Raw genomic sequence first — 18,196 nt, 5'->3', positions numbered from 1 at the left:
GGAATCGCGCTCGACAGCGTAGGCCACAAAACTCGGCACGATCTTGCGCGTCACCCGATCAACTCTCCCTCAGTCCTTGGATAGAGGGGCGATGAACGTTCATCAGAGCTGCTGTTGCAGCGCTGCCACTACCTGACGCATTCAATCCTCCCCAATTGCTTTAACCGAAAATGCGGTGATATATCATCATCCACGAGATGATTTTTATCCTAGCAACAACTTTGGGGAGCTGTGCATGGGTGACGGCGGTGTAGGCCTGGGGAAATTCCGAACTCGAAACCTTCTGGCTGGGGTCAGTTGTGCAGCACTCGCACTTGCCGGCTTGGGTCCTTCAGAGGCAATGGCGGCGACCTACACGGCGAACAGCCAGGCGCAGCTCAACGCTGCGATCACCGCCGCAAATGCCGATCCCGATCCGACCGCGACAATCCGGTTGACCGGTACTTTTGCGGTGTCCAGCACCAGTCTGACAGCGCCTTCGAAACCGATCACCATCGATACAGGCGCGTTCACTCTCGCGGGCAATACCAGCGGCGGCTTTCTTTCCCTTTCGTCCGGAACAGGATCGTTCACATTGGTGGGTAACGTCGTGGGCAGCAATCTGCCGTCGGGCGGCGGGACCACGGGTAGCGGCGTTGTACTCCGCAACAGCGTACGCGTGACCAATGACGGTATCATCCAGGGCGGAGCCGGCCTGAGCGGAGTGGGTGGGAACGGCGTCACGATATTTGTGAGCGCAGCCCCAGGCGTTACCTTCGCCAACAATGGAACGGTGCGAGGCGGGACGGGTACCACCCTCGGCGGCAACGGAATTCTTCTCGTCAGCGCGACCAATGGCGCAATCGTCAACACGGGGTTGGTCGAGGGCGGAAACGGAGCGGAAGCGATCGCGAGTCGCTCAAGCAGCGTTAGTCTCAATCTGATCAACAGTGGCACAATCCGCGCGGGCGCTGCGCAAGCCAATGCGATATTTCTGACGGCGGGGGCAACGAACGGCATCACGCTGGAACTGCAGGCCGGCTCGGTGATTGAGGGCAACGTCGTCGGTAATGCGGCCGCAGCCAACGACACGCTGCGCCTCGGCGGAAGCGGCACCGACAGTTTCGACGTTTCCGCCATCGGGGCGTCGGCGCAATACCGGAATTTCGACACCTTCGAGAAGACCGGTACGGGCACATGGTCGCTGATCGGGACCGGCACGGCGCAGACCGACTGGGATATTCAAAACGGTACCTTGCAGATTGGCAATGGTGGCACCACCGGCAGCGTCATCGGCAATATCACGAACAATGCGACGCTGGCCTTCAATCGCTCGGACGCCTTCACGTTCGACAATCTCATCTTCGGCACTGGCACCATCCGCCAGGTCGGCAGCGGGAAAACGATCCTGAGCGCCGACAATTCCGCCTTCGCTGGTAACACCATCGTCGAAGCGGGCACGCTGTCGGTGAACGGCATCCTCGGTGGCACGATGGATGTTCTGGCGGGCGGACGGTTGCAGGGCAACGGCCAGGTCGGCACGACCGACAACGCCGGCACGATTGCGCCCGGTAACTCCATCGGAACGCTGACGATTGCCGGCGACTATATCGGCAGCGGCGGCACACTCGAAATCGAGAGCGAGCTTGATGGCGATGCCTCCCCAACCGACCGCCTGGTTGTCACCGGCAACACATCAGGTACGACAAACGTCAAAGTGATCAACCTTGGAGACAGTGGCGCGCAAACCGTCGAGGGCATCAAGATCGTCGATGTCGGCGGCATTTCGGCCGGCGCCTTCTCGCTCGCCGGCGATTATGTATACCATGGTGACCAGGCCGTTGTCGGCGGCGCCTATGCCTACCGCCTCTACCAGGGCGGCGTCTCGACGCCAGCGGACGGGGACTGGTATCTGCGCTCGACGCTCCTGTCGGACCCGGCGGACCCCTCTGCACCCTCCGCACCGCTCTACCAGCCCGGTGTTCCGCTCTATGAAGCCTATCCGCAAATGCTGCTCGGCATGAACGGGCTCTCCACGCTGCAGCAGCGTGTCGGCGACCGCTACTGGACGGTCGGCGGCAACGAAACACCTGTCACCGGACCGGAGGCCATCTGGCTGCGCACCGAAGGCATGCACGCCAGCATCGAGCCGGACGCCAGCACGAGCAGCACCAGCTATGACTACGACCTGTTCAAGCTTGAGGCGGGGCTCGATGGCGAGTTCTACGAAGGCAGCAGTGGCCGACTGATCGGCGGCCTGACCGCCCACTATGGCACCCTTTCCGGTGACATCGGCTCGGTTTACGGCGATGGCAAGATCGACACGACCGGCTACGGCGGCGGCGCGACGCTCACCTGGTATGGCGAGAGCGGTTTCTATGTGGACGCACAGAGCCAGGCGACCTGGTACGACAGCAACCTGAAATCCGATCTCGTCAACGGCGATATGACGAATGGCAACAATGGTTTTGGCTATGCTCTGAGTGTTGAAACCGGCAAGCGCTTGGTTGCCTCGGGGTCATGGTCGATCACGCCGCAGGCCCAGCTTATCTACTCGTCCGTAAACTTCGACAGCTTCGTCGACAGGTTCGGCGCGCGGGTTTCGCTCGATCAAGGCGACAGCCTGGTCGGGCGGCTCGGCCTTGCGATCGACCACGAGGAGAGCTGGAAGAAGACGGATGGCCAGATGGCCCGCGCGCGAGTCTATGGCATCACCAATCTCTACAGCGAATTCCTGGACGGGACCGCCGTCGATGTCGCCGGCACCGGCTTCGAGAGTAAGAACGACCGCCTGTGGGCGGGTCTCACCCTCGGCGGCGCCTACAATTGGAGCAACGAACGCTTCTCGCTCTACGGCGAGGCAGCAGCCAAGTCCTCGCTGAAAAACTTCGGTGACAGCTATACTGTGAGTGGGACTGTCGGTATCCGCGTCAAGTGGTAGAGAGCCGCCATTCCATTTGGCGGTTCTATTCGCAATGGCCGGCTGCAACCGACAGCGATCGTCCTTGCATTCAAAGAGCGGCTTGTCACGCCTGAAAATGCATGATGAAAGAATTGAACTATTGCGCGATGCTGACAGCCGGGGCCGTGCCAGCCTAAAGAACGGTACCGCATTTGCGGCCCGGAAACGACAAAGACCCGCCACCGGTTAAGGTGACGGGCCCGACCAGCAAGGGTCATTTCGAATCAGGGCCGCCGCATTAATATTAGGCGCCGTTAATATATGACGGTCAAGCACCTAAGTTGCGTCGTTTCGACGCCTGCGCCGCATGCATGCGGTCGAAAGGTGTTGAGGCGGCTCCGAGCATCGCTCGCGCTTCACACGGAAGGCTAAGGTCGATGCTGCTTGCCGCGGCGATTGTGCCTAGAACATCGTCGCCCCGATCGGCTGGCAGGAGCCGTCGGGGAGGCCGGGCCGCTCCAAGCAAAGGTGGCGTCCTCAGGAGCGTCGTTGAGGCGATGATCTTGGACAAAAAGCTGAAATGATAGCGAGTTACGCAAAAGAGACGCGTGGGTCGGTGCCTCTATTCTCTTCCAGGCGGCGAGTGGCCGCAAATAGTTTCCGCGAGGGGCACGTGTGTCCTGACAGATTGCTTTTTGTTGTTCGCGAGAGAAAGAAAGGTCCGAGGACGAACAGGAATTTGAATCCCCTTTGCATTGTTCGAAACAATCATAATCTGCAACAGGTAGACGGCAGCGCGTGCATACTCCAAAACCACCGGCGCGGATCGCACCATTGTCCGTTTACGGATCGGGTCCTTATGATCTACAGGATTTCGAGACTGTCAGCGGTCCATTTGCCCGTTTTGCGGCTTTGGCTGAGTTCATATTCGATCTTTTGTCCGTCCTGCAGGTCTTGCAGGCCAGCGCGTTCAAGGGCAGAGATGTGAACAAACACGTCCGGTGATCCATCATCCGGCTTTATGAAGCCGTAACCCTTTTCGCCATTGAACCATTTCACAATACCTGTTGGCACGCTCCACGTCTCCTCAGTCGATATAGCACGAAAATGGACGAGCTGAGCCCGATTGACAAGACCGACGTCGAAACGCTCTCAACCCCTCGTGCCAGCTGCACGCGCCCTCTCCGGCCCGCCGAGACCGAGGCTCCGTTCCGCACGATGTCCACGGATGGACCGTAATCCAGCCTCTTTTGACGAGCGCATATTTCCCCGAACGGCTGGTTTTGCGACCTTCCAGTCTCCGTCAGCAGCTTGGGCAATGACAGGATTAGAAGAATGATGAACAAAGAATATCTGATGAACGCTGCGCGCATTTCTGCCTCGAGGACGAGCGGAGAGGAACGCCCTAGGCTGTTGGCAATACTTCAGGTTCAAACATTTTTTAGACGTTGAGCTCAACTCGTATGGTGGGGACTTCGCGTCCGCATTTGCGGGTTGAGACAGGAGCCCTGCGACAGGCGCAGGTACATTGCCGTCAATCTCGCCCTGGAAACACCAGCCTTTGGTTTTCATCAGGGAGAAACGGCGCGCCGACTACACGAACTTTCCGGCGCGCCGCTGGTATCGGCTTGAAAGACGCCGACACGTTCGAGGCTAGACGATCTGTCTTGGTCGAGCTTGACAAGGTCGCGTATGGTTTTTGTTTATCAGAGCTCTTCGGGGGATGGACGAGGGTTCCTTGTGCCAATCCCGCTACCAACAACATTGCTGTCAATGTCCCGGCGAACGAACGAAATCCATACTTCATGACCAAACCTGCTGCTGTTAGGTGAGCTGCCCCACAGATCGCCAGCGTTATCCGGAGAGTTGACTAGCGACAGACGCGGGTCTTCTTGACGACAGTCATTCCGTCATGATGCTGCTCCACCGTCTTTACAAAGCAGCCTGCGTGATGTCGGTAAGGCCGATCCTGCTCCTGATAGTCAGTATCCCATCGGCGGTGAGCCGGGCGATAGTCATCGTCGCGATGGTAGCGGGGATGATGGTAGGACTGACCGTCGTCGGTTGTGATGGTGAGCGATTGGGCTTGCATCGGCACCGACGTCGACAGAAGTCCTGCAAGCCCGACTGCGCAAGCGATGAGAGCGTTCTTCATAATGTTCTCCAGGGTGAGGCGGCATTGCCGCAGGCTATAAGCACGCAGAGCGGGTCCCGCTCTCCGGTCTCGGTTCAGTCAAGGACCCGAACAACCTTTCTTGAAGACGGCTGAACAATCACGCGCTGATGGTTGACGATAGCGTAGGCGTAGTCGGGACTTTCAGGCACCGGCGTTACAACGATAGTGCGCGCCAGGGGCTCGCCGACGACAACATGATCCCGCACGACCACTTCCTCGCTTGGCAGCGGCTGTTGCTGCACGTAGGTAACGACCCGCTCGGGGGGCGGATCAATTGCAGCGCCGACGATCGCGCCGGTGACGCCACCAACAGCGGCTCCAATGGGACCCCCGACAATGGCTCCAGTTACAGCACCGCCAGCGGCACCATTGACTGCCGACGACCCGGCATAAACCGTCCCAGTCGCCAGCCCCAGCACGCTGATTGCAGTTGCGATAAGTTTAATCTTCATGACACTCTCCTTGGTTTCGTAAATATACCCCGACGTCATTGGAGATCAGACGATGGAGATATACGGAAAACAGCAAGTAACATCAGATGTTCCGCAGTTGGGCTTCAGTCCAACAAGGGATCAGACTTTGGTCCAGGTTCGTAGGCCGTCGCCTCTGCGCTCAGGCCGCTGATCGTCACATGATTGGGTATCAGCTTGACGACTAAGACGGTGGCAACGATGCGATCCTTTGAAGAGGCTGCAGCGCAGATCTTCATCTCGACCATAAGGGCGGCCAGGGCCTCATCGAGTGCGGTTCCGGCAGGGGAAAATGGGTCGGCAGCACCGAGGACGCGAACGTCGCCGTACTCCTTTGCCCGCGCGAGAACACGGTCTGCCAGACCAAAGCACTGCGGGCTTGGTTCTACGATCTTCAATGCAGCTCGAAGATTGCCGGCAATGTGAAGGCGGCCGCAGAAAATCGGCCTTCGCATCGGGTGGCCGGCGCGGTCGAGAAACGTGTACCATCAAGGGCGCAAATCAGTTACTCCTGCAGCGGGGTTTCTGGCGCGCAAACGCGATCTGGGGGCGGTCGTTCCGCGGTAGGACTTCAGTCCAACTCTTCACCCCGCCTTTGGAAGGAATGTTCAGACCATAGTCTGAGCTACATCTTTTGACGACAAAACGCCTCGAATGTAATCTGAGGCGCTGCCCTTGCGTAGGAACTCAACGGTGAGAAAATCAACTTTTGGAATGCTCGATGTTTTCACGAAGATTATTTTTAACATTGTTCACGGCCTTCGCGGTGGCTCCCCTTCGGGTGGCGCAAAGGGGTTTTGCCGTCCAACTCGAACCCGACGCTGCAGAGGCAAAGAACAGCGGCAACAATGGTAATGGCGGGGGCAACGGAAACGGAAACGGAAACGGTGGTGGCAACGGGTCGGGGAACGGCAAATCAGGCAATAACGGGAACGGGAATGGGAATGGGAACGGCAGTAGCAATGGTAATTCGGGAAAAAGCCAAGGCACCAATTCCAATGGATCAACAAACTCCGATTCAGGAGCAAGCGGCTCTGAAACCGGAAACGGCACTTCTGCAACGAGCAGCACGGGCTCAGCGGCGAACACCAATTCATCGCTTGCCGTCCATCATCCTGACGGATTGAGCGAGGCCATCCAGAACGGCCGCTATGTGATGAAGGATTCCAAAGGCCGAACCATTGTCAATCGCCCGGCATATAAATCCGACGAGAACAGACTTCGAGGCTTTTTGCACTAATGGTTGTTGGCCGCATCGCGCAGGGCAAGCGCCGCTTCGGTTCTATTGGACACTTCAAGTTTCGCCAGTATTTGAGTCATGTGATGTTTGATGGTCTTCTCGTGCAGATCAAGCCTTATGGCAATGTGTTTGTTGCTCAGCCCTTGGGCAACCAGTTCGAGAACGCCACGCTCCCGAGCGGTAAGCCTTCTCATTCGAGCTTGCTTCGAATTGCCACCCGTCGAGATCAATTGAGCGCTCAGTGTAGGAGCGACGTAGGTTCGGCCAGATGAAACGGTGCGTATAATTTCTGCAAGCAGCCGCGATCCGACGCCCTTCAAGGCATATCCCATCGCCCCATAATCGAGTGCTCGGGTTACGTCGTCGTTCATTTCAGACACAGTCAGCATAACTATTTTCTGTTCAGGTTCACGTTGAAGTATCTGACGTAAGGCTTCCAGGCCGCCGCCCGGCATGGAGATGTCCATAAGAATGACATCCGGCTTCAGTGTTTCGGCGATCCTGATCGCATCCTCGCAATTCCCTCCCTCAGCCACGATCATAAATCCTTCGATCTCTGCCAGGCTTCGAGAAACCCCTTCCCGGAAAAGCGGGTGGTCATCAATCACCGCTATCTTGATTTCTCCGGTCATATCGTCTCCAGTTCCGACGTATTGAGGGACATCCGAACGGTGGTCCCTTCGGGGGACGTCGTAATTTCGAATTCGCCGCCGAGGCTTTCGACCCGCTCTTTCAGTCCGGCCAGCCCGAGGCTGGTGGTAGGCAAACTTTGAAGATCAAAGCCATCGCCCCTGTCCCTAACCTCAATCGTAAGCTTCGGACCTCTTGCGATGGCATGGACGCTCTGTTCCACACCCCCGCCATGGCGGAAAGCATTATTCAGCGCTTCCTGAACGAAACGGTAGACGCATATCTTTGCGGTCTGTGTTAACGTCGGAGGATGCGTCAGATTTGTCAGGCTTACGGTGGTCCCGGTACGTTGCTGGTGAGAAAGAACGACCCTGTCGAGAAGCTCACTAAGAGACAGCGTTTCAATCTGCGGCAAGACAAGGCCTCTGCAAATGTCTCTGATCTCTCTCATCGCGTCATCGAGGGTTGACTTTATCGAGGCGATCTCCTTTTCCCGTTTATCTGCATAGGCTCCGGGGCTGGTCAAAGCTTCGCTGTCGATCCGCAACGAGGCGAGGGCGATCAATTGCGCAGGACCGTCGTGAAGATCAGCACCCAGTCGCCTGAGAAAGCGTTCGTTTGTTTCCGTCGCCATTTGAGACGCATGTTGGACGCGAGCGCGAAGCGCTTCGTTCTGTTGCAGAAGAGCGGACAGATCTTTCACGCGCTGTTTGAGAGCAGAGCGTTGGCTTTCGATTGTGGAGCTGCCGCGAAGTACGATGATCGAAAGTGCCAGAAAAAAAATGAGGGTGGAGCCTGCTACAGCTAACCAACTGCGAGTTCTCGCCTTTTGCAGGCTGTGTTGGAAACCGTCGGCAATTTCATAGAATTCGGCGACCGCCACCACCTTACCTGACCAAGGCTGCAAAACGGGGTTGTATATTTCGAGAAGGGGCTTGCCGCTCGCCTTTTCTTCCTGATCCTCAGGATCGTCGAGTTTGTCGAACTCGGCAACCATGCTGCCGCCAAACGCGGTCTTCAGATTGTAGTTTACGGCGAAACGCCGTCCCGTCATGTCTCGGTTGTTCGAGTACAAGATTGTGCCATCGCCCCGCCAAAGGCGGAAGGAAATCAGCCGATCTCCGAGAGCGCCTTCGCCAAGAGTTTCATCGAGCGCGCGTGTGACCGTATCATCCAGGACCTCGGTCGTTTGCATGTCGGGAAGAAGGGGAGCGATTACGCTGTCGACGTAGAGAGCCGTCGCTGCAGCAGAATTTCGTGTAACGGCGTCTTCGATGAGACTGGTGACCACTGCGCCCACCACCCCCATCACCACTATCGAGACGACACTGCCGAGCAGAAGGAATTTTCTGGCAAGCGATTGAGAGCCCCATGTGCTGAAGACCAGTTTCGATGACGATGGCAGTGTTGAACCCCTCGACATGACGACCCTAACTGAGGCTTTGGCAGGTGAGAGCTATCGTATATTTCTCCATGGTCAATACCGACGCGCGGCCGTGAAGTCATTTTGATAGGTCCGAACGCCTGAAGGCTGTTTTTATGTCTCCGGATCGCCCGTGTCCGACTAAAGTCTGAGGTTTCCCGGCAATGGTCCAACGGTTATCGATAGTCTGGATTGGCGCACTATCCTCCTCGAAAGTCCGGATCGGTTGGATTGGATAAAACAGGAGAAATGATATGCGGGCGCTGATCGTTGAAGATGAGTGCGTGATCGCCTTGGATATCGAAGCGGCTCTCTTGGCTGATGGCCATCAAGTCGTGGGCATCGCTACATGTGAACGAGAAGCCTTGGAGCTGGCGAATGAAGCGGACCTTGCATTTGTGGATGTCAGGCTGGCCGACGGTTTGACAGGTCCTAAAATAGCCCAGAAACTGGAAAAGGGCTTCGGCGTTGCTGTCATCTACGTCACGGGCAACCCAGACCTGATCGGCGACAACGAGCAAGGCTTTGAAATTGTCACCAAGCCCCACACTAAAGAAAGCATCGTAGAGGCTCTACGTGTTGAGGCCGCACGTCATAGCCCAGTCTCAGGCAAATGGAAGAGTTCCGGCAGGACGACAACGATCTCAGCAGGAGCGGACGATCCGAAGCCCTCTACCAACCAGAGCCGATCCCATGATCGTGAGTGACCCCAAGGAGGTTTCTATGGAAGGTTTGCCAGCAGACTACGTGCCTTCGAAAGCAAATGTCATCGACGCTATTTGCACCGGTTTCCATCTCCACCGCATCAAAACCTCGGACAGCAACGGCTTCGACGGCTACATCGGGACCGGTCGGTCGAGGATGCAGATCTTCCCGCCGCCGTCGCTACCACTGTGGATAAGGTCTACTGATGCAGGGACAGACCGCCGCCGTTGTCCCGCCACCCCCAAAATTCGTTCAGGAACGGCGATGAACAATCCCGAATCTCGGACGTTGTTCATGAAGGGAGGTCTCTGATGCTCACCCCGGATTTGCCTGCAAATTTTTTTTTGAGCTCCACAACAGCGGGCGCGTGCGCATCGATTTCTTCGGAGATTGCTTACACCCCAGGCCTGGAAACCTCTCAAATTGAGGTGATGGTGGAAAACGGTCGGATTTGCCTTAGGGGAACCGCGCCAGACCTACATGCAATCGGCCAGGCGGTGGCAATTGCCAGCGAAATCGTCGGCTACGACGTTCGCAATCGAATTGCGCTTCGAAGACGAGGGTAGGTTGACGGCGAGAGCTATTTTTGCCGAGCCTCAAAACCGCCAAAGCTGACAGATCCACCTTGCCCTTCGAAGTCGCCAGCGATATTGCCGGTCGCTGGGTTAACCGACCTTCGTTCTGCCGCCCTCTAGGCGGCGTCCGGTCCTAGCTCAGGCTCCTCAAGGGAGACCGGTCTCGGCCTGCTCCGCTACGATTTGGCTGTAGCCGGTGGCTTGCGGACGAAGAAAATCCCTGCGGACCGCGTGCGATTAATTTTTTTTCGGCCTTCGAGAAGCTGCCTTGATCGACAACCCAAGATATTCAGCCCGATCGTCTTCGAAGATAGCCTGCGAACAACGATTGTCACCAATGCCTCGCCGATCATAACCGTAAAGAAGCGCCTGATTGCGCGGGGCGGTCAACGACCTTTGCTTCAGCGGCCGTGTTTGGGCGTGGGTCACGCCAAAGTCCTCTACAAGCCGACAAGGCAAGGCAACGGTCTCATGTGCTCAGTCAGAATAACTCATATCGCTATCCGCACAGTCCTCGGGAGATGCTCCCCCCGAGTGCAATTCGACCCAGTAGGAAGCAGCAACCGCTTCAGCATATTTCCGCGTGGACAAACCCTCCCTCAGGGCACCGACGGCAGCGCCCCGAACCATGCGTTCAATGAAGCGATATTTGAAATCCTCCAAATTCAAGGTGGATGGACGGCTCGCTGAATGGCGGCTGAGATTTGTAGAAGTCATATTTTGATTCTCATTAATTGACGGGTAGACGGTCTTGTCTTTGCGGCTAATAGTGGGCGACAAGAAATGGCCAGTTGCAGCTTTGGAAGGGGCCTTCTTTCATGCAACTGGCCAACCGCGATTTGCAGGCGATCAAGCTGAGAACTACGAAGTCCCAAGTGAGTTCCCGCAGGTTAGGAACAATCCTTCGATTCCTTCAAAGGCTGCTCTTTAAAGGCTGTGTGGGGGAGACGGATAACTTCCAATCTTAAACAGGCCTATAGGTAGACACACCGAATTAACCGGGGGTGCGGCTTATGTCTTTAGAAGCGTCTGGGCTCGCGTTACTCAAGCTCAAGTGGCCCGGCTTGCGCGGCCAGCTCGAAAGCGCCTTTAAGCAATCCGATGATTTCAGGCAGCTGGTCGCGGGTTACGCTGAGGCTGTAATGTACCGGGAGGCGATAGTTCGGGGCACTAAGCCGCGCACGAACCTCAAGGAATACGATGTGCTATGCAATGACATCGAGGTGGACATCCGGCGCGCGGTGCTCTTTTACGCGCAATATCGCCGGGCGAACCCCATCGCTCCGTCCCATTAGACACCTCCCATCGATGACGGGACTTGGGTGCCCAGCGCTATGCAGCCCCACTGCATTGCTCCATTGTAAGTAGGTTGCTACCTCAAGGCAAACGTTCTGACTGAGCTGTTTTCAATTCCGAAGCCAGAAAGGGCTATGCGCGTTCTCTATTCGAAGAAAAAGGCCTTGTCGCTCGACAGGATTCCTTCAAAAGGGAGCCCTGTTTCTATGGCGTGGTCAAGGCGGCGATGCCATCGGGAGGCCTCAGCTCGCTCTTCTGTTTTCCCGAAACAAGGCTCAGTGTCAGCATTTAATCAGCCCTCAACGCCGGTGATGGGTGACGACCAGTCAATCCGATATCTGGGGCATGTCGGGGTTGGCTCAGAAATCGGCGACTTTGCCCCATACGGAAGACATGAACCGTTCCGGCTGATAAGGGCAAGGGTCGACGATCGGCGTTTGACCGGTGGCGATATCAGCGATCATGTGACCCGCGCCCGGGCCGATCCCGAAGCCGTGGCCGCTGAACCCGGCGGCCAGGATAAAACCTGGGATGCTGCCGACTTCGCCGATACCTGGCACCCCATCGGGTGTTGAGTCGATGTAGCCGCCCCATTCAGCAATCACGCGCGACCGTGCCAGCGCGGGAAGCAGGGCAACCGCGCGCCGGCGCGTGAGCGCTATCGTTCCCGCATCGGGGCGCGGGTCGAGAACGCGCATCCGCTCCATCGGTGTCGGACGGTCGAAAGTCCAGCGCCGTAGCGTCTCGTGGCCGGAGCGCCAACCTTCCAGTCCACCGGGAGCCAGAACACGCCACCGACGCAGGAACATTGGCAAAAACTGCGGCGCGAAACGCATCTGCTGAAGGGTGGGATCGACCCTTCCGCGTCCGGTGATAGCAAGTCGGTAGCCGGCGCCGTGCCGCGTCACTGAAACCTGCGACGTATGGAGCGCTTCAGGAAGGACGTCCGACCCCGCTGTGACGGACATGATGGAGGATCGGATCGTAGCTTGAGGGAAGCGAATCCCCAGTTGGTGGCAGAAGGACGAAGCCCAAGCTCCGCCCGCCATGATGGCAATCGGCGTCCGGATGGTGCCTTTTTCGGTGACAACTGCGCTCAGTCGCCCACCGCTTGTCTCGACGCCGCGCGCAGCGCAGCTCTGCAGGACCGTGCCGCCCAATTTCATGATCGCCCGCGCAACGGCGGGGGCCGCACGGGAGGGATCCGCGGTGCCGTCGGTTGCCGAGAAAACACCGCCCTTCCATGCGCGGCCGGTCTGACGACCGCGCTCGCTGGCTTCCCGACTGTCCAGCATCTTCGTTACGACACCTGCTGCTTTGGCGAAGTCCCGCCAGCGCGCCCATTTTTCGATCTCGATGTCGTCATTGCTGAGATACAACAGCCCGCAACGGCTGAAGCCGGTGTCCTCGCCGGTTTCAGCGGCAAAACGCTCCCACAACTCGAGGCTTTTCGTCGCGATCGGCAGTTCACGCTCATCGCGGTTCTGCTGGCGGCACCAGCCCCAGTTGCGGCTGGATTGTTCCGCACCGATCCGACCTTTTTCAAGCAGGACGACTTTTAATCCGCGCAGGGCAAGATAATAACCCGTGAATACGCCGACGATTCCGCCACCAATGACAACGACATCCGCAGTCATCGGCTGCGACACGTCCGTTTGGACCATCTGCAAAGGGGCGGTCATGAACATTCTCCGGCTTCAGCACGAGCGTGAATTTGTTGCGCCTATTCTAACTTTGGAGGTCGCCGGAAGTGACTGGAGTTGGCGGTGGACCAGTATTTTCTTCCGTTCCTCCCGCATGCCACAGATGAATGTTCCGATCGGCGGGCCGGCAGGTGGGTGATCTGGTCGATCCTTTTGTCATCATGCCCCGATTGCAACATTTCTGCGGTGGCTGGAAACACCAATCCGAGAAGGGCAGCGCGTCGGCGAAACTGGATCGGATTGACATATCTATATGAGTTGCAAAACAACGGCCGCGTCACTTAACGTAACGTCCCGCCGGAACCGGCGCTTTGCGCGTGAGGACTGTGGCAATATCGTCTCGATCATAGCGGTCGCCATCCTGAAAAGCGCGGCCACTCCGCGACGACGACGTTGCTGCCCGAGCGAACCGCATTGTAGCTCGAATGCTGTGCGCCCGTTGCGCAGGCATGATTGGGAAGAATGCGTACGCGCGCGCCGGTCGCAAGTTCGGGAAGCGGCGCGCCGGATCCGACCCTTGCGGTGACAACACCGTGCTCCTGGTGCGCGTCGGATAAGATGAGATCGGGATGGGGCCGACCGTCGAGATCGCAAACCAGGCCATAGCCCTGGTCGATCGGCTGTCTGGCGGTACCGCGATCGCGGGACATTGCCATCCATCCGGCATCGACAAAATCCAGCTTTTTTCGCGTTGGTGATCGATGACGGTGGCAAGGGCGGACAGCGCGATATCGGTAACCGCGCAGATGCCGACGCCTGCCATGAACAGATCGAAAAACACGAAGACCCCCGCACGGACTTCGGTCACTCCGGCAAGTTCCTCGGCAAAATGGGCCGTTGGCGTCGAGGCGACGCTGACGACGGGCCAGACAGCCCGGCCCCCTCGCAGGATTGTCGCCGCTTGGACGGCGGGTTACCCCAATCTGCGTAAGGGGCTGATGTTATGCTAAAGTTTCTTGGCTGGGTATGTTGATCTGAACCCGCGACGGAACATGGACGGCGCTGCCAAACACAATCGCTTCTCCAGATGCAAGGACGTCAGGATTTTGAAGCCCGTGCGAGAAGAAATTGGCTCACTGGCTGATTATCGTCGCGTTAATTTCGCTAGGGCGCTGCTGGCGACCATTGGTGAAAGCCCAAATTCCGTTCCTCTTTGCAATCCGCTCGAAGGTCCTGCGCGAAAGCGACTGACGACGATCCCCGCCCTGTCGCGCGGGGCGAGCATAGTTGTGCGCCTCCTCAAGAACGATGACCCATCTGCTCTATATCCGCTCGGTCATCGATCAGGTGGAAGTGGACGATACCGAAATCCGCATTCATGGCCGCCAGGCAGTTCTCGAAGGGCTGGTGATGGGCGGTGGGGCCGCTCCCGCAGGCGTGCCCAGTTTTGTTTGAACGTGAGGCCCCCGCTTAAGTTCGAACCAGGGCCCGCTGATTACGCATTTGCCGTCGGCCCGCCAATCTTCGGCAGAAGCTGCCGCGAGCAGACTGGGAAAAGGGACAAAGCCTGCGACATCGCCCCTAGCTTTCTACCAAAGCCAGTTCAGAGGTGCCGCCATGCTCGATTTCAATCCAGACGACGTCATTGTCCAGAACGGGCACTATATCGACGGAGCACTGGTGTTAGAAAGCTCGGACTCCCTTCCAGTCAGGCGCCCATCTGACAACCAAGTCTACGCGGATCTTGCTATCGCCGGGCCGGCCATGGTGGATCGCGCGGTCGCAAGTTCTGAGCGCGCCTTCCGAACCACGAGCTGGGCAACGGGAGCACCGCGGGATCGCGCCCGCATTCTGCGCCGGTGGGCAGACTTGATCGAGGCGTACTCCATCGAACTCGGCCGCATGGAGGCTATGGGATCGACCCGCCCGATCAAGGATTTTTTGGCCGTCGATCTGCCATACGCGGCCGATTGCATCCGCTTCTTCGCTGAATTCGCAGACAAGCTCGGCGGTGAGATCGCGGCGACCCGAACCGACATGCTTGGCATGGTGATTTCGGAGCCCTATGGCGTCGTGGCAGCAATTTCACCTTGGAACTTCCCCGTCACGCAATCGGTAACTAAAGTTGGCCCAGCGCTCGCAGCGGGCAATGCGGTCGTCCTGAAGCCCTCGGAACTGACGCCATTCACAGCTGTTCGGCTCGCTCAGCTCGCCAGCGAGGCGGGCATGCCGGCCGGTGTCCTCAACGTCGTCCAAGGCACCGGGCCGGTGACAGGCGACGCTTTGTGCAGGCATCCCACGGTGGGTAAGATCTCCTTTACCGGCTCGACGCGAACAGGTGCTGCGATCATGGCGGCAGCGGCCGAAAGCGGTGTGAAGCCGTTGACCTTGGAACTGGGGGGCAAGAGCCCGCAATTGGTCTTCGCAGATGCCGACCTAGACAAGGTCGCACGCAATATTGCTCGTTCCATTTTTGGCAATGCAGGCCAGGTCTGCGTCGCGGGCTCTCGCCTGATCGTGGCCCGGTCGGTGGCGGACGAGATGATCGAACGGATTGCGGGCCTGTCCGACACGCTCAAAGCCGGTCCCACCTGGTCTTCTCAGACCAGCCTCTCGCCAATTGTCTCAACGGCGCAACTCGATCGGATTGATGGCATGGTGCGCCGAACCATTCAGGCCGGTGCCGAGGCGGTGGTGGGCGGGCGGAGGTTCGCTGCAATCCAGGACGGCGCCTTCTACGAACCCACCATTCTCACTCACGTGACCCCGGACATGGAGGCCGCTCGAGAAGAGGTATTCGGTCCGGTCTTAACATGCCAATCCTTCGAGGACGAGGAAGAGGGCCTGAGCCTTGCTTCCCATCCCATCTACGGCCTTGCCGCAGGCGTTCATACAGCTGACCTGGGCAAGGCGATGCGCGCGGTGCGAAGCATCAAGGCCGGAACAGTCTGGGTCAATCGTTATGGTCGGACCGCGGATTACATTATTCCAACCGGCGGCTACAACAGCTCAGGGATCGGCAAAGATCTCGGACGCCAAGCCGTGGAAGCGAACATGCGCCACAAAAGTGCGCTAATCGATTTCGCTTGAGCGTGTTTGCCAGCCTTGAAGCGCCCAAAACAAGAGAGCGATGCGCCAAAAGGTGAATTCGGTTTTCAATCGCTGTTTACGAAACCGCTGGAGCTCGCCGCTGCGGCACGGTAATCCCGCAATATGCCCCAATGGGCCACTTCTATTAGTGTGGTGGATTTTTTTGCTGCATTCCGGTCTGAACTGCCTGCGCTTTGTGATGTTCATGTTGACACCGACCGTTGCTGCGTCGAAAAGATCCACACCACTGATGGAGAATTGAGATGGCTGACGAGAACAATACGAACGCGACAGTTGAAGTTGGGGCGACAAATGCGCCGGTATCGGCGCCAGAGCCAAAGACGCAGCGGGCGCCGCGGCGTTCGAAGGCAGAAATCGAAGCAGCGCTGTCTGCGTCGTCTGCAACTAAGTCCCCCAAGATCAGCAAGAAGCGTAGCGCCCGACCTGAAGCGCTGCCGGCCGCTTCTAAAGCGCTCGCCGCGGCGATAGCAGCACCAAAGGACGGCATCAAAGCCACGGGAAAAACCAAGGTGGTTGTACCTGCCGAACCTGCCGCAAAGTCGCCTGTGACGGCCAGCGATGAGATGGCTGATCTCATTCAGCTTGAAGAAGAAAACAAAAGCCTTCGTAAGGCTTTGGCTGACAAGTTGCGTGCGGAAAATGCAGACCTGCGTAAGCGTCTTGGCCGCGACTGATCGTTGGGGAAGCGGTCGTTAGTTGCACGATTGCGTCAGTCTCAATTATATAGGGCAGTTGGAAACTCGGCTTGCGTTGCAAGCCGAGTTAAAGAGCCGCGTTGCCGCGGTGGGGCGCATTGCGCGGGATGAAGCTTGATGAAACCGCCATGGAAATATCTTGCTCAATTGGTGTCCCGGAAGCGGACAGCCGAGACTCCCGAGCAACCGATTGCGCGGGAAAGCGATAGTAGGCTCATAGAGGTTGAGGCGCTGGCAATCTCAGCACCACTTCTCGCGTCACCGGAAGCAGTTCCTTCCCCTGACGATATTGGTCCGCCATTCGCTGATCAAGCGGAGAGGTTTGGCACGGAGCAATCCGAAAGCGAAGAGATAAAGCTAAAAACCATTGATGATGACGAGGAGCCAAAGGCTAAGACAACAGTTCCGCCGCCGGCGGGCAAAGCACCTGCAAAGCCGCCCAGGAAGCCGCGGAGCACGTTCCGAAAGACCGGGGGCAACCTCGGTGGTGAGGCGGGTGTTCCAAGTTTCGTCGTGCACGCCGCGAAGCCGGTCGCGAAACTGTCGCCGCCTGCGGATCCTTTCGTTCAAGAAGCGGCCAACCTCGACGATGAAATCAAGCACTTGAGAACCCAATTGGTTGCGAAGTTGCAGGCGCAAAACGCTCAGCTCCGAAAAATGCTCGAGCGTTTCTGAGCCTTATTCCAAGCGAACTAGAGATCGGCACCGGATTGGGAACTAATCCCGTTTCTAGGCGCAACATTGCGATTTATCTGCCCAGGTTCCCGCACGGCAACGGTACATACGTTGACGCCCGAGCGGCTCTGAGAGGCTTGGCCACATGAATGCGGGGAGGATACTCATGTTAAAAGTGGGGACTTTACTGATTGCAGCAGTTGGCCTCCTTGGGCGACGCCATCCAATCAATACTTGGCTCGTCACTTGCGCGTCGTAGTGGCAGGATCCTTCTGGCCTTTTGGCGTCGGCCCGGTTCAGCAGAAAACAACGGAAACTGCATTGAGCCCGCTGCCGGTTGCAAGGCCTCCACCCAGACTACCAAGCTCGAGAACCTCTTCTCGTTGCCTTCGTCCTGAGAAGTTATAAAGCGAAATTTAACGTGCCAGTGGCAGCGCCGCGCGCCTCAGAGGAACCCGACCCTAATCCCAGCCCACGGACCGATGAGGGCCCCAGACCTTCCGGACTGGGACCCAAATCACATTAGACGCGTGCCTGACCGTACCGGGCGCGTTCCTGGGCAATCTGCTCAGGGCCGTACGGATCGAGCGTGTCGTCGAACTTCGACCAGCCCTGCGCGGTGTACGCGTTGCGACGCTCTACCGGATCGACCCAGTTCGAGCGCTTCAGGATTGCC

The 18,196-nt window shown here is 57.9% G+C and carries 17 protein-coding genes and 1 pseudogene; 9 read left to right on the top strand and 9 right to left on the bottom strand.

The features are described from left to right. Positions 1-235: 235 nt before the first annotated feature. Entirely contained in the window at positions 236-2,920 is a 2,685-nt protein-coding gene (locus CPY51_RS03425) for an autotransporter family protein (protein WP_111158675.1), read from the top strand. A gap of 825 nt (positions 2,921-3,745) precedes the next feature. On the opposite strand, the gene CPY51_RS03420 is transcribed toward CPY51_RS03425, so the two are convergent. From CPY51_RS03420 to CPY51_RS03390, 7 genes are all read right to left on the bottom strand, one after another. Next, positions 3,746-3,955 (bottom strand): cold-shock protein, encoded by a 210-nt coding sequence (locus CPY51_RS03420; RefSeq protein ID WP_111158674.1) that lies wholly within the window; start codon positions 3,953-3,955, stop codon positions 3,746-3,748. A 796-nt stretch (positions 3,956-4,751) separates the two neighbouring features. Then, positions 4,752-5,036 carry a hypothetical protein gene (locus CPY51_RS03415; protein WP_111158673.1) on the bottom strand — a complete coding sequence of 95 codons (285 nt, stop codon included), beginning with the start codon at positions 5,034-5,036 and terminating at the stop codon, positions 4,752-4,754. A 74-nt stretch (positions 5,037-5,110) separates the two neighbouring features. Beyond that, positions 5,111-5,509 (bottom strand): DUF1236 domain-containing protein, encoded by a 399-nt coding sequence (locus CPY51_RS03410; protein WP_111158672.1) that lies wholly within the window; start codon positions 5,507-5,509, stop codon positions 5,111-5,113. A gap of 104 nt (positions 5,510-5,613) precedes the next feature. Then, positions 5,614-5,925, bottom strand: a complete 312-nt coding sequence (locus CPY51_RS03405; RefSeq protein WP_195909404.1) for a hypothetical protein — start codon at positions 5,923-5,925, stop codon at positions 5,614-5,616. A 304-nt stretch (positions 5,926-6,229) separates the two neighbouring features. Beyond that, positions 6,230-6,619 (bottom strand): hypothetical protein, encoded by a 390-nt coding sequence (locus CPY51_RS32435; RefSeq protein ID WP_154677712.1) that lies wholly within the window; start codon positions 6,617-6,619, stop codon positions 6,230-6,232. Between the two features lie 144 nt (positions 6,620-6,763). Further along, positions 6,764-7,399 carry a response regulator gene (locus CPY51_RS03395; protein WP_111158669.1) on the bottom strand — a complete coding sequence of 212 codons (636 nt, stop codon included), beginning with the start codon at positions 7,397-7,399 and terminating at the stop codon, positions 6,764-6,766. Then, positions 7,396-8,820 carry a sensor histidine kinase gene (locus CPY51_RS03390; protein ID WP_111158668.1) on the bottom strand — a complete coding sequence of 475 codons (1,425 nt, stop codon included), beginning with the start codon at positions 8,818-8,820 and terminating at the stop codon, positions 7,396-7,398. The genes CPY51_RS03395 and CPY51_RS03390 overlap by 4 nt, the downstream gene beginning before the upstream one ends. 254 nt (positions 8,821-9,074) lie before the next feature. Here CPY51_RS03390 and CPY51_RS03385 point away from each other — a divergent pair, with 254 nt between their 5' ends. From CPY51_RS03385 to CPY51_RS03370, 4 genes are all read left to right on the top strand, one after another. Continuing rightward, positions 9,075-9,527 (top strand): response regulator, encoded by a 453-nt coding sequence (locus tag CPY51_RS03385; protein ID WP_111158667.1) that lies wholly within the window; start codon positions 9,075-9,077, stop codon positions 9,525-9,527. Positions 9,528-9,543: 16 nt separating this feature from the next. Continuing rightward, positions 9,544-9,837, top strand: coding sequence for a hypothetical protein (locus CPY51_RS03380; RefSeq protein ID WP_111158666.1), 294 nt, complete (start codon positions 9,544-9,546; stop codon positions 9,835-9,837). Next, the gene (locus CPY51_RS03375) at positions 9,837-10,091 is read left to right on the top strand and encodes a BON domain-containing protein (RefSeq protein ID WP_111158665.1); all 255 of its coding nucleotides are present in this window, start codon (positions 9,837-9,839) and stop codon (positions 10,089-10,091) included. The genes CPY51_RS03380 and CPY51_RS03375 overlap by 1 nt, the downstream gene beginning before the upstream one ends. 1,022 nt (positions 10,092-11,113) lie before the next feature. Next, positions 11,114-11,395, top strand: coding sequence for a hypothetical protein (locus CPY51_RS03370; protein ID WP_111158664.1), 282 nt, complete (start codon positions 11,114-11,116; stop codon positions 11,393-11,395). 360 nt (positions 11,396-11,755) lie between these two features. Here CPY51_RS03370 and CPY51_RS03365 read toward each other — a convergent pair whose 3' ends face one another. Next, positions 11,756-13,078, bottom strand: a complete 1,323-nt coding sequence (locus CPY51_RS03365) for an NAD(P)/FAD-dependent oxidoreductase (protein WP_111158663.1) — start codon at positions 13,076-13,078, stop codon at positions 11,756-11,758. A gap of 365 nt (positions 13,079-13,443) precedes the next feature. Then, positions 13,444-14,009: pseudogene (locus tag CPY51_RS03360) on the bottom strand (type III PLP-dependent enzyme domain-containing protein); the annotation flags it as partial. A 338-nt stretch (positions 14,010-14,347) separates the two neighbouring features. Here CPY51_RS03360 and CPY51_RS32430 point away from each other — a divergent pair. The 4 genes from CPY51_RS32430 to CPY51_RS03345 all read left to right on the top strand — a co-directional run bounded on the left by CPY51_RS32430 (position 14,348) and on the right by CPY51_RS03345 (position 17,520). Further along, positions 14,348-14,494 (top strand): hypothetical protein, encoded by a 147-nt coding sequence (locus CPY51_RS32430; protein ID WP_154677711.1) that lies wholly within the window; start codon positions 14,348-14,350, stop codon positions 14,492-14,494. Between the two features lie 162 nt (positions 14,495-14,656). Then, positions 14,657-16,129 carry an aldehyde dehydrogenase family protein gene (locus CPY51_RS03355; protein ID WP_111158662.1) on the top strand — a complete coding sequence of 491 codons (1,473 nt, stop codon included), beginning with the start codon at positions 14,657-14,659 and terminating at the stop codon, positions 16,127-16,129. A 263-nt stretch (positions 16,130-16,392) separates the two neighbouring features. Further along, the gene (locus CPY51_RS03350) at positions 16,393-16,824 is read left to right on the top strand and encodes a SyrB-like regulator (RefSeq protein WP_111158661.1); all 432 of its coding nucleotides are present in this window, start codon (positions 16,393-16,395) and stop codon (positions 16,822-16,824) included. Between the two features lie 138 nt (positions 16,825-16,962). Further along, complete coding sequence (locus CPY51_RS03345; protein ID WP_111158660.1) at positions 16,963-17,520, top strand: hypothetical protein; 558 nt, start codon at positions 16,963-16,965, stop codon at positions 17,518-17,520. Positions 17,521-18,196: the final 676 nt, after the last annotated feature.

This window comes from Arminella tubonensis (assembly GCF_003240585.1).
Classification (GTDB): domain Bacteria; phylum Pseudomonadota; class Alphaproteobacteria; order Rhizobiales; family Rhizobiaceae; genus Rhizobium; species Rhizobium tubonense.
This window is presented reverse-complemented; position numbering and strand designations above follow the sequence as displayed.

What these genes read in the sequence shown, in the direction of transcription:
- CPY51_RS03425 (WP_111158675.1), top strand. Translation starts at nt 236, where the DNA reads ATGGGTGACGGCGGTGTAGGCCTGGGGAAATTCCGAACTCGAAACCTT.
- CPY51_RS03415 (WP_111158673.1), bottom strand. Translation starts at nt 5,036, where the DNA reads ATGAAGAACGCTCTCATCGCTTGCGCAGTCGGGCTTGCAGGACTTCTG.
- CPY51_RS03410 (WP_111158672.1), bottom strand. Translation starts at nt 5,509, where the DNA reads ATGAAGATTAAACTTATCGCAACTGCAATCAGCGTGCTGGGGCTGGCG.
- CPY51_RS03395 (WP_111158669.1), bottom strand. Translation starts at nt 7,399, where the DNA reads ATGACCGGAGAAATCAAGATAGCGGTGATTGATGACCACCCGCTTTTC.
- CPY51_RS03390 (WP_111158668.1), bottom strand. Translation starts at nt 8,820, where the DNA reads ATGTCGAGGGGTTCAACACTGCCATCGTCATCGAAACTGGTCTTCAGC.
- CPY51_RS03385 (WP_111158667.1), top strand. Translation starts at nt 9,075, where the DNA reads ATGCGGGCGCTGATCGTTGAAGATGAGTGCGTGATCGCCTTGGATATC.
- CPY51_RS03380 (WP_111158666.1), top strand. Translation starts at nt 9,544, where the DNA reads ATGGAAGGTTTGCCAGCAGACTACGTGCCTTCGAAAGCAAATGTCATC.
- CPY51_RS03375 (WP_111158665.1), top strand. Translation starts at nt 9,837, where the DNA reads ATGCTCACCCCGGATTTGCCTGCAAATTTTTTTTTGAGCTCCACAACA.
- CPY51_RS03370 (WP_111158664.1), top strand. Translation starts at nt 11,114, where the DNA reads ATGTCTTTAGAAGCGTCTGGGCTCGCGTTACTCAAGCTCAAGTGGCCC.
- CPY51_RS03365 (WP_111158663.1), bottom strand. Translation starts at nt 13,078, where the DNA reads ATGACCGCCCCTTTGCAGATGGTCCAAACGGACGTGTCGCAGCCGATG.
- CPY51_RS32430 (WP_154677711.1), top strand. Translation starts at nt 14,348, where the DNA reads ATGACCCATCTGCTCTATATCCGCTCGGTCATCGATCAGGTGGAAGTG.
- CPY51_RS03355 (WP_111158662.1), top strand. Translation starts at nt 14,657, where the DNA reads ATGCTCGATTTCAATCCAGACGACGTCATTGTCCAGAACGGGCACTAT.
- CPY51_RS03350 (WP_111158661.1), top strand. Translation starts at nt 16,393, where the DNA reads ATGGCTGACGAGAACAATACGAACGCGACAGTTGAAGTTGGGGCGACA.
- CPY51_RS03345 (WP_111158660.1), top strand. Translation starts at nt 16,963, where the DNA reads ATGAAACCGCCATGGAAATATCTTGCTCAATTGGTGTCCCGGAAGCGG.